Genomic DNA, 17,216 nt, shown 5'->3' on the forward strand with positions numbered 1-17,216 from the left:
CTTTACGTAGACCCTTCGATAAGAGAAGGAGTGAAACCATTACTAACTACAAATTACTTTCCCTTAAAAATACAACCAACAATAGGAGTTTTGATATATGGAAATAAACGGTATTAATAAATACTGTCATGTAAGCGCTTACATTGCTTATGATAACTGCAGCCCAGTTTACAAACAAACCTTTAAGTTTGAACTCAGTCCAAGTACCCATAACAGCATCATTTGGGAGAAAATAATCAAAATACTCAAGAAAAACGGAATAAATGTGGAGCTTAAATCATGAAGAGGTTCTTAATTTTTGTCTCAGCTCATTTATTTTTATTTCTATTAGTCATTGCTTACCAAGCTCAAGCAGATGATGAAGAATGGAATATTAATAGGTATGAAAAGTTAGTTTATGCAAGAGTTTCAGGTGAAGTTACACATGGAGACTCGCTTAATTTTTTTATACACGTTAACGATGATTGTGACAGAGTATGGAACAATTTTACATTTTACACTTATGAAAAACCAGGTGATATCAAACAATTAATAGGAAAACACATCCCAATACGAATTAATAACCAAGAAGAAACTGCTGAAGTTGAGGCGGTAACACCTTTTTTAATGGGTTATCGTGTTTTGTTTTCTATAGGTACTTTTGATCTTCAAAAATACATCTACAAATTAAATGATTTTTATAAGGAAGAAAAAAGGTTTGAAATTGAAATAGTTGATGGTGTTGGTTTTAAAGCAGCAAAATACTTCGATATTCCTAATAATAATTGGAAACTAGATAAACTTGTACCCTCTGTATTGGAAGCTCGTAAACTTTGTAAAACTATTGACCAGGTAGGTAGTTAGATAATGTTAAGAGTTCTTTTATTGATCTTGGTATTGTTACCCACAACATCTTACGCTGATAAAGGCTTGAAAATCTCATGTCTTAATATGAAAGATTTGGTTATTGGAAGAAAGATTAATCCTTTGAAATTTACAATGCAAGCAGTAGGACTTGAATATTTTGATAAAGAAAAAGGAGAATTTATTATGATTGAAGCTAATAAATTAGATATTGGTGAAAACCAGGTAACTGCAAGATTTGCTGATTATGAATTAGGGTTTCAAATGATTGTATTTGATGGAGATACAGAACCTAGCATGACCATGTCAAAATATGATTTTAAAAATAATAGGTTCTTAGAACATTATCAGTGTGATTTTGAAACTACAAATATTGAATAAAATCAGGTATCTAAGTGAAGGAATGAGAGTTAATCAACTAAAAGATCGTAGAATTTAAATATTGATTAATAAAACTATTATAGCGATAGCTATTAACACAGCACTGACAACAATATAATTCAACCTAATATTAAATTTTTTAAAGACTATTTCGGTAATCTTTTCCCAGAATAATACGATTAAGAAGATAATTATAGCTGGCAGAATATATTTGATCATAAATCCATAATTATTGTGTAAGCTAAATAAGTAAGTTCAATGGCTAATAGTATTTCAAGTACAGACATAATTTACTTTATTTAATAATCCAAAAAATGATATTTATTATATAAACCAAAATACCATAAAATAAGAACATCAGAAATTTGTCTTTTCCTGACTTTTCTTTCCAATTTAAAGTAAATAACGCAGCAGGTGATGCAACTAGTAAAATAACCCCAACAACAATTACCAATACTGATAAAATTATAAATACATTCATAAATTAATTTTTATCATATATTTTCTTAAATATTAAATCTGTCTTTAATTGCATAAAACCATACCGCTAATCTAAAATAAAATGTTCTTAACTGGGGGAAGATAAATTTCTTAGGCAATCCTTTATAAATTTTTGAAATATCTAACTCTTTACTGTTTGATAATACTAACTTAGACAATTGTTTTCCAGTCCAAGGAGCAGCACTCACTCCAACCCCATTATAGCCAAATCCATAATAAATCTCTTCATTGTCAATTTTACCAATGGAGGGAGTTAATTTTTGAGATAAAGCAATTAATCCCCGCCAATTGTAATCAATATTAATATCTTTCCATTTAGGAAAAATATCTTTTAAAAACTTTTCCATTTTCTTAGACATATTTAAATTAGATTGATCACTGCCACTTAAATCCCCTCTGGTACCAAATAAAATTCGGTTGTCAGGTAACTTTCGATAATAATATAAAAGATTTTTAGTATTAGCTATTGGAGAAAATGTTGTAAAATTATGTTGGTCAATTTCTTGCTTGGTTAAGGCTCTGGTGACAATAATATTTGAAATTACTGGTAAAATTCTTGAATTCATCTCTGGGATTAAACCTTCTTGGTAGAACCCATTTGTTGCAACGACTATTTTTTTTGAACGAATAGATCCTTCTTTCGTCCTTAAAATATAATTACCATTCTCTTTATCAATTTTATCCACTTTAGTGTGCTCGAAGATTTTTAATTGTTTAGATAAAGCGTATTTTGCAATGCCATTAACAAATTTAAGAGGATTGATTGCAAAACCAGGTTTATATGAAAAAGCTCCAAATTGCTCTGTGCCTCCATGGCCAATTTTATCAAAGTCTTCTTTTGAATAAATTTCAGTTTCAATACCAAACTCTTCTCTATAAGCTTTGGCTTGTTCTTTAATATATTTAAACTTATTTGGATGATGGGCAACAACGTAATTACTATCCCCCGTTACATCACAATCAATATTATATTCTTTTATAATGTCTTTTGTATAATTTGAGCCGTCAACAGAGTTTTTAAAGAACTTTTTAGTTTCATCATTGCCGTAAATAGATTGCATCTTTTTAAAAGACATCTTACTTGGCGGCAGACAACAAAAACCTGCATTACGAGATGAAGCCCCCCAACCTATTTTTCCAGCTTCAACTAAAATGACATCTAAATTATGATTTTCTATTAAATTAATTGCACAGGATAAACCAGTGTACCCTCCACCTATTACAACAATTTCTGAGCTGATATCTTTATTAAGTTTATCTAGATTTAAATTTTCGCTTGAATGATCTTCCCAATAACTACTAACTGGGGTGTTAAATTGATAAATATCTGAATGATAAATATTTTTCATTAACAAGACCCTAGCACGCAATTAATACTTAATTCTAGTCAAACTTCTAATTTTTTAGGATTTGAAATGAACTTAAAAGACTTAAGCCCTATTTTCATAGGGCTTAAATTAGATTAGTTAAGCAGCACTTACTCTTTGCTCTATATGCTCTTCATCATTAGAACTTGAAGAAACCTTTTGGAACAATTTTATAGGAACTCCTTTTGATAAAATATCTAATACCGGGCAATGTGTATTTACCGTATCAATCAATTTATCTATTTCAGCTTTTGGTGATGAAGATTTAATATCAACAGTACCAGAGATGGATTGAAAGCCAGGTCTAGTGTTTTTATTTAAAGCTAAAAAACCCTGAAGATCTAATTCACCTTTTAATTTAACACTAACACTCTCAATATTAATACCCGCTGCTGTAGCAAATGCTTTATAGGTTATCTCCTGACACGTTGCTAACGCTGCTAATATTAACTCTACTGGGCTGGGTCCCTCATCTTTTCCACCAAAACTTTTGGGTTCATCAACAACTAATTTATGCTCTCTAAGAGTGACTACAGATTGAAGTCCTTCTTTAAGAATTGAGTTGCTTTCATATTGGACCACAGCATTTTTTGGGTTGGCTGTAAAATCCTTCTGTAGATTACTTATTGTTTCTTTTAGATTGTTACTCATTTTTTTTCTCCTGTTTTAGTGCTTCGACATATGTCAGGCGCACAATTTAGTTAAATGCCCTTCTTAATTTATTTACGCTTTGTCTCCATATTCAGTCATATGTTTTGGAATTCTTTTATTTTTTCCATACATAAAATGATTTTCCATGTTCTCTCGATATTTACTTGCTGGAACAGTTAAACCAATAGATTCAGCAACTTCCCTAATCAACATTGGGTTTGCTCCACAACATACTCCAAGGTAATTAATACCTAAGGCATAAGCATCTTTTGCAAATTTACCTATTTCATATCTATTACAAAAGTGTGGGTCCAATGCTGTTGGAAATGTTCTTCCATGAGGTGATGGACACTGACAATTACTTCTGTCTGGCAGATTAAAAAATGTTGGGTAATCTTCACTAGTTCTATAAGGAATTGGTAAAGCACCCACATGGCATTTGACTGCTTTTCTAATTTCTTTTAAAAAAGGAAACATGGTAGCAGGTCCTCTAAAACAATTTAAACCAACAACATCAGCCCCTAATTGCTCTAGCTCTTTACATGTATCAACAACTGACTTTCCATCTCTCATTTTATTCTCACCCATTGGCGAAATTGTTAATACTGTTGGAAGATTAGCTTTCTTCATTACCTCAAGTGCTTTGAAGGCCTCTTCAGCATAATAAAAAGTTTCACCAATTAACATGTCAGCACCTTCTTCTACGGCCCAACCAATCATCTCTGTAAACATTCCTTCAACTACTTTTTGAGATTGTGGATCATTATGTTTCCAGATATTTGAATTTGAAATATTACCTGCCATCAAATTTGGTTTAGACCCTTTAGGTGTATCTAGTGCTACTTTTTTTGCAATTTTTAAAGCTGAACGGTTTAGAGGTTCAAGAAGTTCTTCTTTACCAATAACACGCATTTTTTCTCTATGCCCATTATAAGTGAAAGCCTCAACAATATCCGAACCCGCATGCTGAAATTCTCTATGTAAGTTCTCTAAAACTTCAGGATGATCTAATGACACCATTGGAACAAATTCCCCTGATGACATGTAGCCACGTCTTTCTATCTCAAATAAAAAACCTTCTGCACATATAACAGGTCCTTTATCTAATCTTTCTTTTAATTTATTTGTGCTCATTTTTTTTCTCCGAGTTTTGTGGAGAAAAAAGGTCACAAAATAACAAGAGGGTTAAATCCATAGGCCTCTTTTCTCCTTTTTAGTGCTTAAGCAAATGCAGGGCGCACAATATGGTTCAACTGCCCGGCTTAATTTTATGAAAGATAAAAAAAAACCACCTGTCTAAAGCGGTGGTTTAAGCGTCGCTTTAGCAGGATTTATAACGCGCTCTGCAATTTAACTTAAATCAGCGCAACTAAATATAATCAACTTTCTCTCAAACTGTCAATTGAAAAAATAAATAATAGTTAAAATTATGAGAATAATGACAATCCAAATACTAAGATTAGTTAAGAATTGCTTTAATTTAGAATTAGATTGTAGAAAAGCTGGGAGTACTAATAAGAGTATCCCTAGCATATAAACAAAGGGTAATATCTGATCTGCCATTTATATCGATGATAGCTTCATCTTTTTGGAATACTTTTTCTGAGGTGAATTTTTTATAACTGCTTGAGCACAACGCATGACCCCTCTTTTTTTATCAAAAGTCATTTTGGGTTCACCATACAATTTCCATCCATTGGATATGGCCTCCGTGACACGATGGCAAAATTCTGAAGTGTCGTCACTTGTAATAAATCTATAACCTTTCATAATCAGACCTTAACAAGTCCTAAATCGGGTGTCTATATCTAGGACAATTATTACTTAATGAAATAATAAGATTGGTTAAGAATTTTTGTAATAGAGAATCTTTTAAATACTTTTATCAATAAATTCATATAACTCATTAAGTGTTATACTTATGTTAATTATAATCCTGTATTAAATGAAATTTAAGTCATTATTCAACTAGACAAAATCATTAATTAATATAAATGATGATGAATCAACTCCTCTTAAAACTTATTATTAAATTCTCTAGCTAGATTTTAACTTCGAATAATATAATGATTGATGAATCAACTCTCCTCAAAGTAAACTAATAAACTTATCTATAGATATATTTTTACCAACCTATTAAATCGACCTTAAGACTAAGAATCGTTCGAAATGAAAAACAATAAAAAAAACATAAAATAGGAAAATAGAAAAATGGAAATGACCTTAATATATACGATAGTAGGCTTTGCTTTAGCGGGGTACAGTGTTATTGCAAATGACTCAATTCAAACATTGGGAACTTTTATCGCGTCAAAACAAAAATGGTTTAAATGGTACACTCTTGCTAGTGCAGCATCATTTGTAATGATACTTGCTATTACTTGGGGCTGGTACAGTAATGATGGAGATATCTCTTACGGCAGACTAACAAGAATACCTTTCCAAGAAATACAATGGTATCACGCAGTGGCACCAGGAATACTTCTAGTATTAACAAGAGTAGGTATACCTGTTTCAACAACCTTCTTAGTTTTATCAGCTTTTGCATCAACGGTAGTACTTGAGAAGATGCTTATGAAAAGTGTTGTCGGCTATGGTTTAGCTGCAACGGCTGCTTATATTTGCTGGGTCGTTATTTCAAAATTTATTAATGAAAAACTAGATGAAGTTGAAGACAAATGGATTGGCTTTTGGCGTAACTCTGTTTGGGTAACTTCTGCTTGGTTATGGTGGGTTTGGTTATCTCATGATGTAGCTAACATTGCAGTTTATCTTCCAAGACAAATTGATGTTAACTTATTATTAATTGTACTAGCTTACTTTACAGCACTACTTTTTTATATCTTCTACATTCATGGTGGAACTATTCAAAAGGTTGTCTTAGAGAAAACTGGCACAAGGTACGCAAGATCAGCAACCATAATCAATATTATTTATGCTGCGGTTCTTTATTATTTTAAAGAACTTAATGACTTACCAATGTCAACAACTTGGGTGTTTGTTGGACTATTGTGTGGAAGAGAATTAGCAATCGCATCAATGAATAGTGATTATAAATTCAAATATGTGTTTCCACTAATTGGTAAAGACTTTCTTAAAATGACTATAGGATTGACGGTGTCAGTTGCAATTGTACTTGCAATTCACTACATCATTATTCCTAACAATTGGTTTTAAGGAAGTAAGACATAACATTGTAATTATTAGCTCTAAGCATTTAATTTATTGCTTAGGGCTTAACAATTTAAGCAAAATAGTTTCAAGTATTAATTATTTAAGTTGCCTCTGTAACACGATGACAAAATTCTGAAGTATCATCGTTTATAATAAATCTATAACCTTTCATCTATACTCCTTTTTAATTTTGTTTTTTATATTGTCTTCTTATGAAGATTATTATGTAAGTGAAGACAAAACCAAAGACAAATTCATCTAAAATTGATCTGTGATTACCCATACCACTTGCAAAATTCCATCTATTAGCATTAAAAAAATCAATCCCAATATCAAATGCTTCTTTACCATTAGAGGCTGAAACAAAAAGATAAACGATTATTACCAGTAAAAACCCACCCATATAAGAGGATAAAACATCTAATAAATGAGTTTTATTCTTTTTATTTTTTATAAGTTTATTTCCAGGGTTTGAAACAACAAAGCTAATAGCAAGTAGGATTAGAAAAGATATTAAGATTAACCAATACATAAAAGTATACTACTAAATCTTAAATAAAGTGTCTAGGTGATGGAATGATTGTTATTTAATAAAATATATACTACATAGCTTTCTTTATGTTTTGATATATTTTAAAAATTATTTAATTAAAAAGGAATTCACAATGAAAGCTGTCGTTTATAAAGATTATACTGCCAATATTGAAATTATTGATATTGCAAAGCCAAAACTTCAAAATAAATCTGTCCTAGTAGAAGTACATGCCGCTAGCATTAATCCGATCGATAATATTTTACATGCAGGTTATCTAAAAGAAATGCTAGAGCTTAGCTTTCCTCATATTATGGGCTATGATGTTTCAGGCAAAGTAGTCGAGGTTGGTAAAGATGTACTTAATGTCAAAGTTGGTGATGAAGTATTTGCTCGTCCCAATCAAGAAGACGCTGGCTCAATTGCTGAGTTTGCTCGTATCCAAGAAAATGAACTTGCCATTAAACCAGAAAATCTAAGCCATATAGAAGCGGCATCTGTCCCACTAGCGGGTTTAACAGCATGGCAGGCATTAGTTACGAAAGGTAATATTAAGCAAGGTGATAAAGTGTTGATCCACGCTGGTTCAGGTGGTGTTGGAACACTTGCCATCCAAATTGCAAAACATTTTGGGGCAACAGTTGCAACAACTACAAGCTCTAAAAATATTGAACTTGTTAAAAGTTTGGGAGCTGATCTAATAATTGATTATACCACTCAATCATTTGAAGATAAATTGTCTGATTATGATTTAGTCTTTGATATGATTGGGGGTGATGTACTTGCTAAGTCTTTCAAGGTTTTAAAAAAGGGAGGTACTCTGATTTCCATTAAGGGCCAAGATACTGAAGACCTTGCTAAAAAATATGGTGTAAACTTTGAATGGTTTTTCATGTCACCTGATGGAGCAATGCTAACAGAACTTGTAACATTAATTAGTCAGGGCACCATTAAAACTGTCATTGACAGCACGTATCCAATGGAACAGGCCTCAGAAGCTTTTGGAAAACTAGCAGAGGGTCGAACTAAAGGTAAGATTGTTCTTACAATTAAATAGGGTTTAGATAATCAAGCTATTAAAGCTTAAATCTTGAGCAAAGAAACTTAAAGATCAAATAGTTAAATTTACCAAGACCATAGAAATTAGGTACAGGTTTTTTAGTCTTTAATTTTTTAGCTTTTTTCTTCTTCATAGCCAATATGGTTTTGTGTTTCGTTTGAATGTTTTAGATTATAACAATCTGTGCAAAGTAAGATCACCTCTGGTCCTGAGCTTACTTGTGTTAAGATGGCTGTATCATCTCCACACTCACTGCACCCTGATAAACGTTTCTTCATTTATGTTTATTACGGGTAATTTGATTAATTCTATCAATATAATTTTTTATCTCAGGTTTATCTTGAGCTTTATTATCTTGTTTGGGGTTTTTCTTCCTTTGGTAATAATAATAGATAGGCATAACAACAGATAAGGCAACGATAATAATTGCTAATATGATTTCAGAAGTTGTAACCATTTAATATTTAATGACAGGCTTGATTGAATTTTTTAAGTCTCCAATAATTATAAGGCCAGGGTGTTAAAAATCCCGCAGTTAACATAATAGGTACCACCCACCAAGTTAGCATCGCTCCACCGGTTAAAAAATAATCTGTAGCGTTCATAGAAATTTCCATACTAACCATTGAGATAAAACTCATGCCACAAGCGGTCTTTAACGCACTGATAAAATCAAACTTTTGTTTCATTAAGATGTAGGTCTCAAGCATAATACTGGTTAATAAACCATTAATGATTGCTAAAGTCATAATGCCTAAAACTGGAAAAGGAATTTTACTTAACTGAAAAAATAATATGGTTCCAAAATCTCCAATAGAACAACCCAACAAACACCAAGCAGTATTTTTGGCACTTCTTTTCCAGGTGTGTTTACAAGACCAATGAAATGTATCTGTTGCCATTTAATTTATTTACTTAAATTTATTTGATGTTGGTAATAATCATTAGGCCAAAAACTTTTAATGTAGGCTAAAACTGAATCTATATCTTTGTCATTTAATTTATCTCCAAAAGCGCCCATTTTACCCTCATAGTCACTAATTATTCCAACTAAACCATATTTAATAATTTTATGTAATGTCTCATCATCATGGTGCCAAGTGTGACCTGTACCATTTAGTGGTGGTGCTTTACGATGACCATCTTCATCTAAACCCTTCCAATTTTTAGCACCTGACAAATTAACTTGGTGACAACTAACACAATTATTTTGGTATACAATTTTACCTCTAGCAATCATTAATTCAGAATCTCTTGTGATTGGAAAATGATTATCTGAATAAGAAATACTACTTAATGATATAAACAGTGTTAAAATTAGAAGTATCTTTTTCATAACAACTAAACTTATATATTAAAATTGGTTGATTAATCTTATATTTTTTTAAGTTTGATTGATTATAAGTATTCATTAATGAACAATTTTTTATTATTTATTGTCACACTTTTTTGCTGGTCGCCTACTTGGTATGTAATCAAGTTTCAATTAGGCTACGTTGATCCTTTAGTGTCAGTATTTTATAGATTTTTGATAGCTGCAATAGTTATTTTTGTTTATCTAATTTATAAGAAGAAAAATCTTAAATTTTCTTTAAACCAACATCTTTGGTTTTTGCTATTTGGGGTTTGTCTCTACTCACTAAACTATGTTTTCTTTTATCTATCAAATACTTATTTAATAAGCGCATTTCCAGCGATTGTCTTTTCAACAGTCGTTATTATGAATATTTTAGGAGAAGGCTTTTATTTTAAAAAGAAACCTTCTTTAAAAACTTTAATTGGCGCAACTATTGGGATGATTGGAATTATAATCATCTTTAATGATGAGATTTTCAACTTTAGCTTAAGTAATGGAACCCATGTTGGATTATTTTTAGCCTTACTTGGTACATTTTCTGCTTCAACAGGTAACATGGTTCACCAAAGAAACTTAAATAATAACTTTTCATTAATACCAACACTTGCGTATTCAATGCTTTATGGATCACTGGTCACATTATTTATTACTCAAATAAAAGGTACTGAATTATTATTTGAATATACTTTTAGTTATATTGCATCCCTTGCTTATCTATCAATAGTTGGCTCAATATTTGCTTTTATATTTTACTTAAGATTGTTAGAGAAAGTTGGAGCTGGACGAGCGGGTTATGTTGGTGTTGTTATGCCTGTACTTGCTCTATTAATCTCAACAATATTTGAAAACTTAGAATGGCAGCAAGATTTAATAATAGGCTTACCGATTTTAATAATTGGTGCAGTGCTCGTGATTAATCAGAAAATTAAACCTATAATATAATTTCTAAGATTTTTTTATTTATTACATTTACCAATAGAACCTAGTAAACATTTAGTTCCATCAATCCAAACTGCGTTATTAAGATTAGCACCTTCAAAGGTGGCATTTAAAATATTAGCACCCGTTAAATCAGCTTCAAAAAGATTGCTATTAGTAAAATTTGTCTCAATCAATGAAGCTCCTTTAAAATTTACTCTTGTTAAGTTGGCACTTGAAAAGTTAGCTTTCTCAAAAATACCCCCTTCAAGATTTGCTTCATATAAATTCGTTCTAATAAAAGAAGATTCTACAAAATTACCGTTAGCTAATGTTGCATTCATCATTACCCCTTTATCAAAAGTAACTTTAATAAAGCTGATAAATGATAGATTAGAATTTGGTATATAGGCTCTACTTAAATCTTGGCCCTCTGAGAATTGACAATTAGAATAATCTACCCCATCAGTTGGAGCATCATCACAACCTGCTTTTGCACCATTAGTTAACAATAAACTTAAAACTAAAATGGCAAAAAGCTTAATAAAGCTAGTCCCCAATTTTTTTTTCATATTAAATGCTAACAAATCATGGATTAAGAGTCTTCTCTTAATTTATTTTATTTAGCTTTTTTTGGATAACGTTTAAATTTAGGAATACCCTGCTCTATTTTATAATAATCTAACTTATCTTCGGTAAAAATATTCATACTTGTTTTAAGTTTTATAGGTTTGTTAAACATACCTGCTGCTATACATATTTCTTTAGTGTTAAAAACTTTAAAAAAAACACTAGCTCCACATTTATTACAGAAACCTCTTTTGGCTCTTTTTGAAGATTTAAACCATTTCAAAGTAGTCTTTTTAATAAACTTAATATTCTGTTCTTCTATTTTGGTATAAGCTGCATAATGACCATGGGTTTTCATGCATTGACTACAATGACAATTTTGCACATCACGATGATTACCCTCAGTTTTAAATTTTATTCCACCACACAAACAGCTGGCTTTAAGAGATAAATTTTTCATATGATTTTTAATTCATTATAATATTATTAATTAGGCTTAGTCCAATATCCATAAACACAACGCGTGCCCCGTCTTGAGCAATCATAAGTATCATGCAAGACACCATCTTTAACAACAGTTATGTGTTTTGAACAAGATACAATTAAAGTCCCACTTGGAAGTTCATCTTTTTTCAAATGAACTTTACAACCTTGTCCAATAAACATAGTTGGCGTCCACTGCCATCCTAATTTTTCAAGATATTTCTTAACCACCACTCTATGAGTACCCGATCTTGGACTATCATTTTTTTGTTTTAAACTTCTTGCAAGTCTTGTTCTTGATGTGGTTCTAAATTCTTCATTTGCCTTATAAAGATCATCATAAATTTTTTGATAAGGAAGCTTTGTTACAATTGCAATAGATCTAACTACACAGTCTCCAGCTTTACCTTTATATCCAGCAGCAGCTCTGCCTCCATCATTGATTTGTAATTCTAAATTGCTACTTGAAAATAATCTTTTAAAGAAATTCACGATTTAGTTTTATGATCTAAGATCTCCACCATGCACTGGGTTGCGTATTCACGCCATTCACTAGCAGTTTTACCTTTAAGACTATCAAGCTGTTGTTTATTACTATTAATACTTTCTTGGTATTTAATTTTATCTGTTTCTTCTAGATTTTTTTCCATGTTAGTAAGATTGGTTTCCATGGCACTAATCCAACCATTACCAAGCTCAACACATTTAACATCATCTTTCTCATCACAAACTTGCTTAAAGAAATTGAAAATAACATCATCAGTTTTAATCTCTTTGCTCATCTTATCTGCCAAAAATACCTAATTTAACATCATAATCAACTGCAATTCCATAATCAGGATCATCATCACTATCAACTACTAATTGGCCTGCTTTACTTAATAGTCTATGACAATCTTTAGTTAGATGTCTAAGTTTAACTTTTTTTCCAAAACTATTATATTTATCAGCAATGTCTTCAATGGCTTTTAATGCTGATTGATCAATTACTTTTGATCCTGCAAAATCAATAATGATTACTTCAGGATCTTCTTCTGGTTTAAATAATTCTAAAAAGCTATCCGTTGAACTAAAAAATAATGGTCCTTCTATTTCATAAACCTTAGCACCTTTTTCTCTAACAGATGGTCTCTCTATGGCTCTAATTCTTGATGCAGATTTCCAGGCAAAAACTAACGCAGATACAATTACTCCAACAATTACAGCGACAGCTAAATCCTCTAAAACAGTTACAACGGTTACAAGGACAATTACTAACGCATCACTCTTTGGTACAAAAAATAATATCTTTAAAGAGTTCCAGGCAAAGGTTCCAATCACTACCATAAACATAACACCAACTAATGCTGCAATTGGGATCATCTCTATATAGTTTGATGTATATAAAATAAAAATTAATAAGAATAATGCAGCAGCTATTCCTGCAATTCTGGTTCTACCACCTGACTTTACATTGATCATAGATTGACCAATCATCGCACATCCACCCATACCCCCAAAAAAACCAGTGACTGTATTAGCTAAACCTTGCGCTAAACATTCCTGACTAGCCCCTCCTCTTTTATTGGTGATTTCACCAACTAAGTTAAGGGTTAACAAGCTTTCAATTAAGCCAATGGCAGATAAGATAAATGCATAAGGGAAAATAATCTTTAGGGTTTCAAAGTTTAATGGAACACTTGGTATCGAAAACATTGGTAATCCCCCTTTAACACTTGCAAGATCTCCAACACTTGGAATATCAATCTTTAATGCTAACACTAATAAAGATGTAACTAAAATTGCAGCAAGTGTTGCTGGAACCGCTTTAGTAATCTTTGGTAGTAACCAAATGATTAACATCGTTAAAATAACGAACCCTACTGAATAATATAAAGTGTTTCCTGAAATCCATTCTAATTGCCCCATTGCATTAAGGGTTTTAAACTGACTAAGTTGTGAAATACCAATAACAATTGCAAGGCCATTAACAAAACCTAACATTACCGGTTGTGGTACCATTCTAATAAACTTTCCAAGCTTAAAGACACCTGCTAATAATTGTAAAATTCCCATCAAAACTACCGTTGCAAACAAATACTGTGCACCGTGATCCATAACAAGGGACACCATAACAACAGCTAAAGCACCGGTTGCTCCTGAAATCATTCCAGGTCTTCCACCAAATACAGCCGTAATTAAACCAACAATAAAAGCTGCATAAAGCCCTGATAAGGGTGCAACTCCTGCAACAAAAGCAAAGGCAATAGCTTCAGGAACTAACGCTAAAGCAACTGTTAAACCAGATAAAACTTCAATTCTAAATAAAGAAAAGGATGCCCCTTCTTTTGGAATATAATTTTGTGAATTAAAACCAATAGATTTTGCAAATGATGAGAGTGTGGTTTTAATCAATGTGTTTAAATTTTAATTATTTATGAGTCGGTGTGTTATCTATTTAGTAAAGCAAGCAGTTGATAAAGTCTAGTTTCAATTAATACGTGTTAACAAATTTGGGACGAATCAGATACATAATGATTAAGAGGTAGTGGCGGGAGACTAAAACTACCTCTGTCTTTATCCCTTAAAATACTTTTTAATTTTTGAAATAGTTTTCGTTAATAGAACTTTTGAATAAGGTTTTCCTTTAATAACCCAAACCGATAGTGGCCACGTACTGTCTTTAGTAGATCTTGCAATAATATGAATATGTAATTGAGGAACAATATTGCCAATTTTTTCAACATTAAGTTTTTTTGTTTTAAAAATTTTTTTCATTAACTTGCTGCAATGAACAATTTCTTTCATTAATAACATTTGATCTTTTGAATTAAGTTCTGAGATATCGGTTATATTTTTTCGCTTTGGAATTAAAATGATCCAAGGAAATTTAGCATTATCAATTAAACGAATACTGCATAATTTTAATTCAGTTATTAAATGAGAATCTTTTAGAAAACTTTTACTTACTTTATTTGCCATAACTACAGTTTGAAATATTCATATAAAAATTTTGCAGCAATGATAAGTAAAAATATTCCAAAATATTTACTAATTCTATTCTTATCAATTGTATGAACTGTTCTTGCACCAATTCTAGCCATAAAGGTTGTAATCGGTATAAAAATTAAAAAAGCAGGAATATTTAAAAAACCAATACTTAATGGAATATTTGTTTTTAAATAACTGCCAGTTATCAAAAATCCGATTGCGCCAAATAATGCTATTAAAAAACCAATAGCTGCAGCGCTACCTATAGCTCTATTAATTGAGTAACCAAAAAACTTTAGAATTGGAACATTCATAACAGCCCCTCCAATACCCATGGGTGCCGAGATAAAACCTACTAAAAATCCTAAAATAATTTTCAAATGAAGCTTAATTTTAAGAGTTATATTTTTTTCCTTTTCTTTTAATAATAAAAGATAAATACTTAATAAAAATATTACGATTGCAAAGAAAAGAACTAAGGTTTTAGTTTTAAGAGTTGCTGCAAAAATTGCTCCAAAAATAACACCAAGTACTACAAATATTCCATAACTTTTAACTATATCAAAATCCACTGCTTTAAATTTATGATGAGTTAAAACTGAGACAGTTGAGGTTGGTATTATGATTGCAAACGATGTTCCAACTGCAAGGTGCATGACATATTGTTGATCAATCCCTAAAGAATTAAAAATATAAAACAAAAATGGAACTGTAATTAATCCACCGCCAATACCAAATAAACCTGCAACAAATCCCACAGGAATAGCGGTTAAGGCCATTAGTAGGCTAAAGTATATGTACTCGTTAGATAAAAGAGAACTAAGCAGATTGACTTACCGACGTGTCGACATTGTTATATTTAATCTTATCCATGATGTGATCAATCTTTTTAACATCGGCATCTCTAACACACATATTTTCGCTTAAATACCTTTTCCAAAAGCTAGATCCTGTTTGACCATGAAATAATCCAAGTGTATGTCTCATAATTTGATTTAAACGTGTTCCTTTTTTTATTTCTTCTCTAACGTACGGTAGCAACTGTTCAATTACATCTTGTCGACTTGGTACATTTTCATTATTAAATATATCTCTTTCAATATCAGCTAATAAATAAGGAGTATGGTAAGCAGCACGTCCGATCATAACTCCATCAACTTTATCTAAGTGATCTTTCATTTGATCAGTTGTGGTAATTCCACCATTGATAATAATTTCTTCATTAGGGAAATCTTTTTTTAATCTGTAGACAAAATCATACTTTAAAGGAGGGATGTTTAGATTTTGTTTAGGAGTAAATTTTCCAAGAATAGCTTTTCTTGCATGAATGATGAAAGTTTTAACACCAGTGCTTTTTAAAGTTGAAATAAAATGATGTAAATTTTCATAATCCTCGGTGTCATCGTAACCAATTCTTGTTTTAATCGTGACCGGCAACTTTGTAACCGATTGCATTTTACTTAAGCAGTCTGCAACTAAATTTGGTTCTTTCATCAAGCATGCCCCAAATTTATTTTTCTCAACTTTTTTTGAAGGGCAACCAAGGTTTAAATTTATCTCATCATAACCAAAGTCTTCACCTGCTTTAGTAGCCTCTGCAAGTAAAGTTGGAGATGATCCACCAATTTGAAGGGCTATTGGTTTTTCATTTATATTAAATTCTAATAGTTTTTTTTTATCCCCTCGATGAATAGCTTCAGAGACAACCATCTCACTATAGAGCAATGTATTTTTACTAATCAGTCTTAAAAAAAAACGTTCATGACGATCAGTGCAATCCATCATAGGTGCAACGGATACTTTCCTGTTCATACTAAACTTTTATATTATTTTTTTAGCTATTTGTAGTCTCTGAATCGTCAGAGTTTTCTTCAGTTGTTTCAGCTTCTGTTTCAGCTTCAGCTATTTGATCTAAAGAAACTGCTGTCTCTTCATCTCCCACTTCTAACTCTGCATCAACGTCAACTTCTGGCTCTGCCTTTGCAGTTAATTCTTCTAAATCATCAGAGGATACTTGAATTTTTTCAGGAATTTTTCTAGCTCTTTTAGATGGTAAAATAGGAGTTCCACTTTTAGAAATTTCACCTTTGTACATACTTTCAAAATCATCACCGATAATTTCATCATCATCCGTACCATCGTCAACTTGCTCAACGTGTTTTCTAAGTTTGTGAATAGCGCTATCTGTTAAGTCTGAAACTTTAATAGTGTCTGCTGCAATTTCTCTTAAAGATATAACTGTGTTTTTGTCATTATCTCTATCTAAAGTTGGTTCTAAACCAGAATTTAATTGAACGGCTCTTTCTTTAGCAACTAAAACTAATTCGTAAGGACTTTCTACTTTATCTATGCAATCTTCTACTGTTACTCTAGCCATGCGCAGTATCTATACAGTAGTTAAAAAAAAAT

General features: G+C 31.4%; 25 protein-coding genes and 2 riboswitches. Of the genes, 5 read left to right on the forward strand and 20 right to left on the reverse strand.

Annotated elements, in window-relative coordinates; all coding sequences use genetic code 11:
- Positions 1–279 precede the first annotated feature (279 nt).
- A complete protein-coding gene (locus AC5SL9_RS03935) occupies positions 280–843 on the forward strand; it encodes a hypothetical protein (protein WP_006996753.1) in 564 nt (187 codons plus the stop codon).
- Between the two features lie 3 nt (positions 844–846).
- Positions 847–1,224, forward strand: coding sequence for a hypothetical protein (locus AC5SL9_RS03940; protein ID WP_494573824.1), 378 nt, complete (start codon positions 847–849; stop codon positions 1,222–1,224).
- Between the two features lie 295 nt (positions 1,225–1,519).
- Here the strand turns inward: AC5SL9_RS03940 and AC5SL9_RS03945 are convergent, their stop codons facing one another.
- From AC5SL9_RS03945 to AC5SL9_RS03965, 5 genes are all read right to left on the reverse strand, one after another.
- Positions 1,520–1,705, reverse strand: a complete 186-nt coding sequence (locus AC5SL9_RS03945) for a hypothetical protein (protein ID WP_006996719.1) — start codon at positions 1,703–1,705, stop codon at positions 1,520–1,522.
- A gap of 25 nt (positions 1,706–1,730) precedes the next feature.
- Positions 1,731–3,074 carry an NAD(P)/FAD-dependent oxidoreductase gene (locus tag AC5SL9_RS03950; protein ID WP_494573825.1) on the reverse strand — a complete coding sequence of 448 codons (1,344 nt, stop codon included), beginning with the start codon at positions 3,072–3,074 and terminating at the stop codon, positions 1,731–1,733.
- A gap of 117 nt (positions 3,075–3,191) precedes the next feature.
- Positions 3,192–3,743: an OsmC family protein gene (locus AC5SL9_RS03955; protein WP_494573826.1), complete on the reverse strand. Its 552-nt coding sequence runs from the start codon at positions 3,741–3,743 to the stop codon at positions 3,192–3,194.
- A 4-nt stretch (positions 3,744–3,747) separates the two neighbouring features.
- Positions 3,748–3,812, reverse strand: a riboswitch (SAM riboswitch).
- Positions 3,813–3,815: 3 nt separating this feature from the next.
- Positions 3,816–4,877, reverse strand: a complete 1,062-nt coding sequence (locus AC5SL9_RS03960; protein WP_494573827.1) for a homocysteine S-methyltransferase family protein — start codon at positions 4,875–4,877, stop codon at positions 3,816–3,818.
- A 69-nt stretch (positions 4,878–4,946) separates the two neighbouring features.
- A riboswitch (SAM riboswitch) is annotated at positions 4,947–5,011 on the reverse strand.
- Positions 5,012–5,306: 295 nt separating this feature from the next.
- Positions 5,307–5,513, reverse strand: coding sequence for a DUF1737 domain-containing protein (locus AC5SL9_RS03965; protein WP_006996714.1), 207 nt, complete (start codon positions 5,511–5,513; stop codon positions 5,307–5,309).
- 441 nt (positions 5,514–5,954) lie between these two features.
- On the opposite strand from AC5SL9_RS03965, the gene AC5SL9_RS03970 reads away from it, so the two are divergent.
- Complete coding sequence (locus AC5SL9_RS03970) at positions 5,955–6,920, forward strand: hypothetical protein (protein ID WP_006996713.1); 966 nt, start codon at positions 5,955–5,957, stop codon at positions 6,918–6,920.
- 97 nt (positions 6,921–7,017) lie between these two features.
- Here AC5SL9_RS03970 and AC5SL9_RS03975 read toward each other — a convergent pair whose 3' ends face one another.
- Together AC5SL9_RS03975 and AC5SL9_RS03980 are read right to left on the reverse strand one after the other, a co-directional pair.
- Positions 7,018–7,089: a DUF1737 domain-containing protein gene (locus AC5SL9_RS03975; RefSeq protein WP_080515810.1), complete on the reverse strand. Its 72-nt coding sequence runs from the start codon at positions 7,087–7,089 to the stop codon at positions 7,018–7,020.
- A 12-nt stretch (positions 7,090–7,101) separates the two neighbouring features.
- Entirely contained in the window at positions 7,102–7,449 is a 348-nt protein-coding gene (locus AC5SL9_RS03980; protein ID WP_006996712.1) for a hypothetical protein, read from the reverse strand.
- Positions 7,450–7,582: 133 nt separating this feature from the next.
- Here AC5SL9_RS03980 and AC5SL9_RS03985 point away from each other — a divergent pair, with 133 nt between their 5' ends.
- Complete coding sequence (locus AC5SL9_RS03985; protein WP_006996711.1) at positions 7,583–8,506, forward strand: NADP-dependent oxidoreductase; 924 nt, start codon at positions 7,583–7,585, stop codon at positions 8,504–8,506.
- A 116-nt stretch (positions 8,507–8,622) separates the two neighbouring features.
- Here the strand turns inward: AC5SL9_RS03985 and AC5SL9_RS03990 are convergent, their stop codons facing one another.
- The 4 genes from AC5SL9_RS03990 to AC5SL9_RS04005 are packed head-to-tail and all read right to left on the reverse strand — an operon-like array spanning position 8,623 to position 9,845.
- On the reverse strand, positions 8,623–8,787 hold the full coding sequence (locus AC5SL9_RS03990) for a hypothetical protein (protein ID WP_006996709.1): 165 nt from the start codon (positions 8,785–8,787) through the stop codon (positions 8,623–8,625).
- Positions 8,784–8,966, reverse strand: a complete 183-nt coding sequence (locus AC5SL9_RS03995; RefSeq protein WP_018414243.1) for a hypothetical protein — start codon at positions 8,964–8,966, stop codon at positions 8,784–8,786. Before AC5SL9_RS03995 ends, AC5SL9_RS03990 begins: the two co-directional genes overlap by 4 nt.
- A 7-nt stretch (positions 8,967–8,973) precedes the next feature.
- Positions 8,974–9,411, reverse strand: a complete 438-nt coding sequence (locus AC5SL9_RS04000; RefSeq protein ID WP_494573828.1) for a DUF4396 domain-containing protein — start codon at positions 9,409–9,411, stop codon at positions 8,974–8,976.
- A 5-nt stretch (positions 9,412–9,416) separates the two neighbouring features.
- Entirely contained in the window at positions 9,417–9,845 is a 429-nt protein-coding gene (locus AC5SL9_RS04005) for a c-type cytochrome (protein ID WP_271615698.1), read from the reverse strand.
- A gap of 78 nt (positions 9,846–9,923) precedes the next feature.
- Between AC5SL9_RS04005 and AC5SL9_RS04010 the strand changes: the two genes are divergently transcribed.
- Positions 9,924–10,808, forward strand: coding sequence for a DMT family transporter (locus AC5SL9_RS04010; RefSeq protein WP_494573829.1), 885 nt, complete (start codon positions 9,924–9,926; stop codon positions 10,806–10,808).
- A 14-nt stretch (positions 10,809–10,822) separates the two neighbouring features.
- Here AC5SL9_RS04010 and AC5SL9_RS04015 read toward each other — a convergent pair whose 3' ends face one another.
- From AC5SL9_RS04015 to rpoZ, 9 genes are all read right to left on the reverse strand, one after another.
- Positions 10,823–11,356, reverse strand: a complete 534-nt coding sequence (locus tag AC5SL9_RS04015; protein WP_494573830.1) for a pentapeptide repeat-containing protein — start codon at positions 11,354–11,356, stop codon at positions 10,823–10,825.
- Between the two features lie 47 nt (positions 11,357–11,403).
- Entirely contained in the window at positions 11,404–11,814 is a 411-nt protein-coding gene (locus tag AC5SL9_RS04020) for a GFA family protein (RefSeq protein WP_271767395.1), read from the reverse strand.
- A gap of 26 nt (positions 11,815–11,840) precedes the next feature.
- Complete coding sequence (locus AC5SL9_RS04025) at positions 11,841–12,329, reverse strand: hypothetical protein (RefSeq protein WP_494573831.1); 489 nt, start codon at positions 12,327–12,329, stop codon at positions 11,841–11,843.
- Positions 12,326–12,619, reverse strand: coding sequence for a hypothetical protein (locus AC5SL9_RS04030; RefSeq protein ID WP_494573832.1), 294 nt, complete (start codon positions 12,617–12,619; stop codon positions 12,326–12,328). The genes AC5SL9_RS04025 and AC5SL9_RS04030 overlap by 4 nt, the downstream gene beginning before the upstream one ends.
- A gap of 1 nt (position 12,620) precedes the next feature.
- The gene (locus AC5SL9_RS04035; RefSeq protein WP_494573833.1) at positions 12,621–14,231 is read right to left on the reverse strand and encodes a SulP family inorganic anion transporter; all 1,611 of its coding nucleotides are present in this window, start codon (positions 14,229–14,231) and stop codon (positions 12,621–12,623) included.
- A gap of 162 nt (positions 14,232–14,393) precedes the next feature.
- Positions 14,394–14,798, reverse strand: coding sequence for an HIT domain-containing protein (locus AC5SL9_RS04040; RefSeq protein WP_494573834.1), 405 nt, complete (start codon positions 14,796–14,798; stop codon positions 14,394–14,396).
- 2 nt (positions 14,799–14,800) lie between these two features.
- The gene (locus AC5SL9_RS04045) at positions 14,801–15,586 is read right to left on the reverse strand and encodes a sulfite exporter TauE/SafE family protein (RefSeq protein WP_494573835.1); all 786 of its coding nucleotides are present in this window, start codon (positions 15,584–15,586) and stop codon (positions 14,801–14,803) included.
- A gap of 40 nt (positions 15,587–15,626) precedes the next feature.
- Positions 15,627–16,619: a tRNA dihydrouridine(20/20a) synthase DusA gene (gene dusA / locus AC5SL9_RS04050; protein ID WP_018414250.1), complete on the reverse strand. Its 993-nt coding sequence runs from the start codon at positions 16,617–16,619 to the stop codon at positions 15,627–15,629.
- A 22-nt stretch (positions 16,620–16,641) separates the two neighbouring features.
- Positions 16,642–17,184 carry a DNA-directed RNA polymerase subunit omega gene (gene rpoZ, locus AC5SL9_RS04055; RefSeq protein WP_006996696.1) on the reverse strand — a complete coding sequence of 181 codons (543 nt, stop codon included), beginning with the start codon at positions 17,182–17,184 and terminating at the stop codon, positions 16,642–16,644.
- Positions 17,185–17,216 lie beyond the last annotated feature (32 nt).

The sequence above is a fragment of the Candidatus Pelagibacter sp. PS_37 genome (assembly GCF_059417825.1).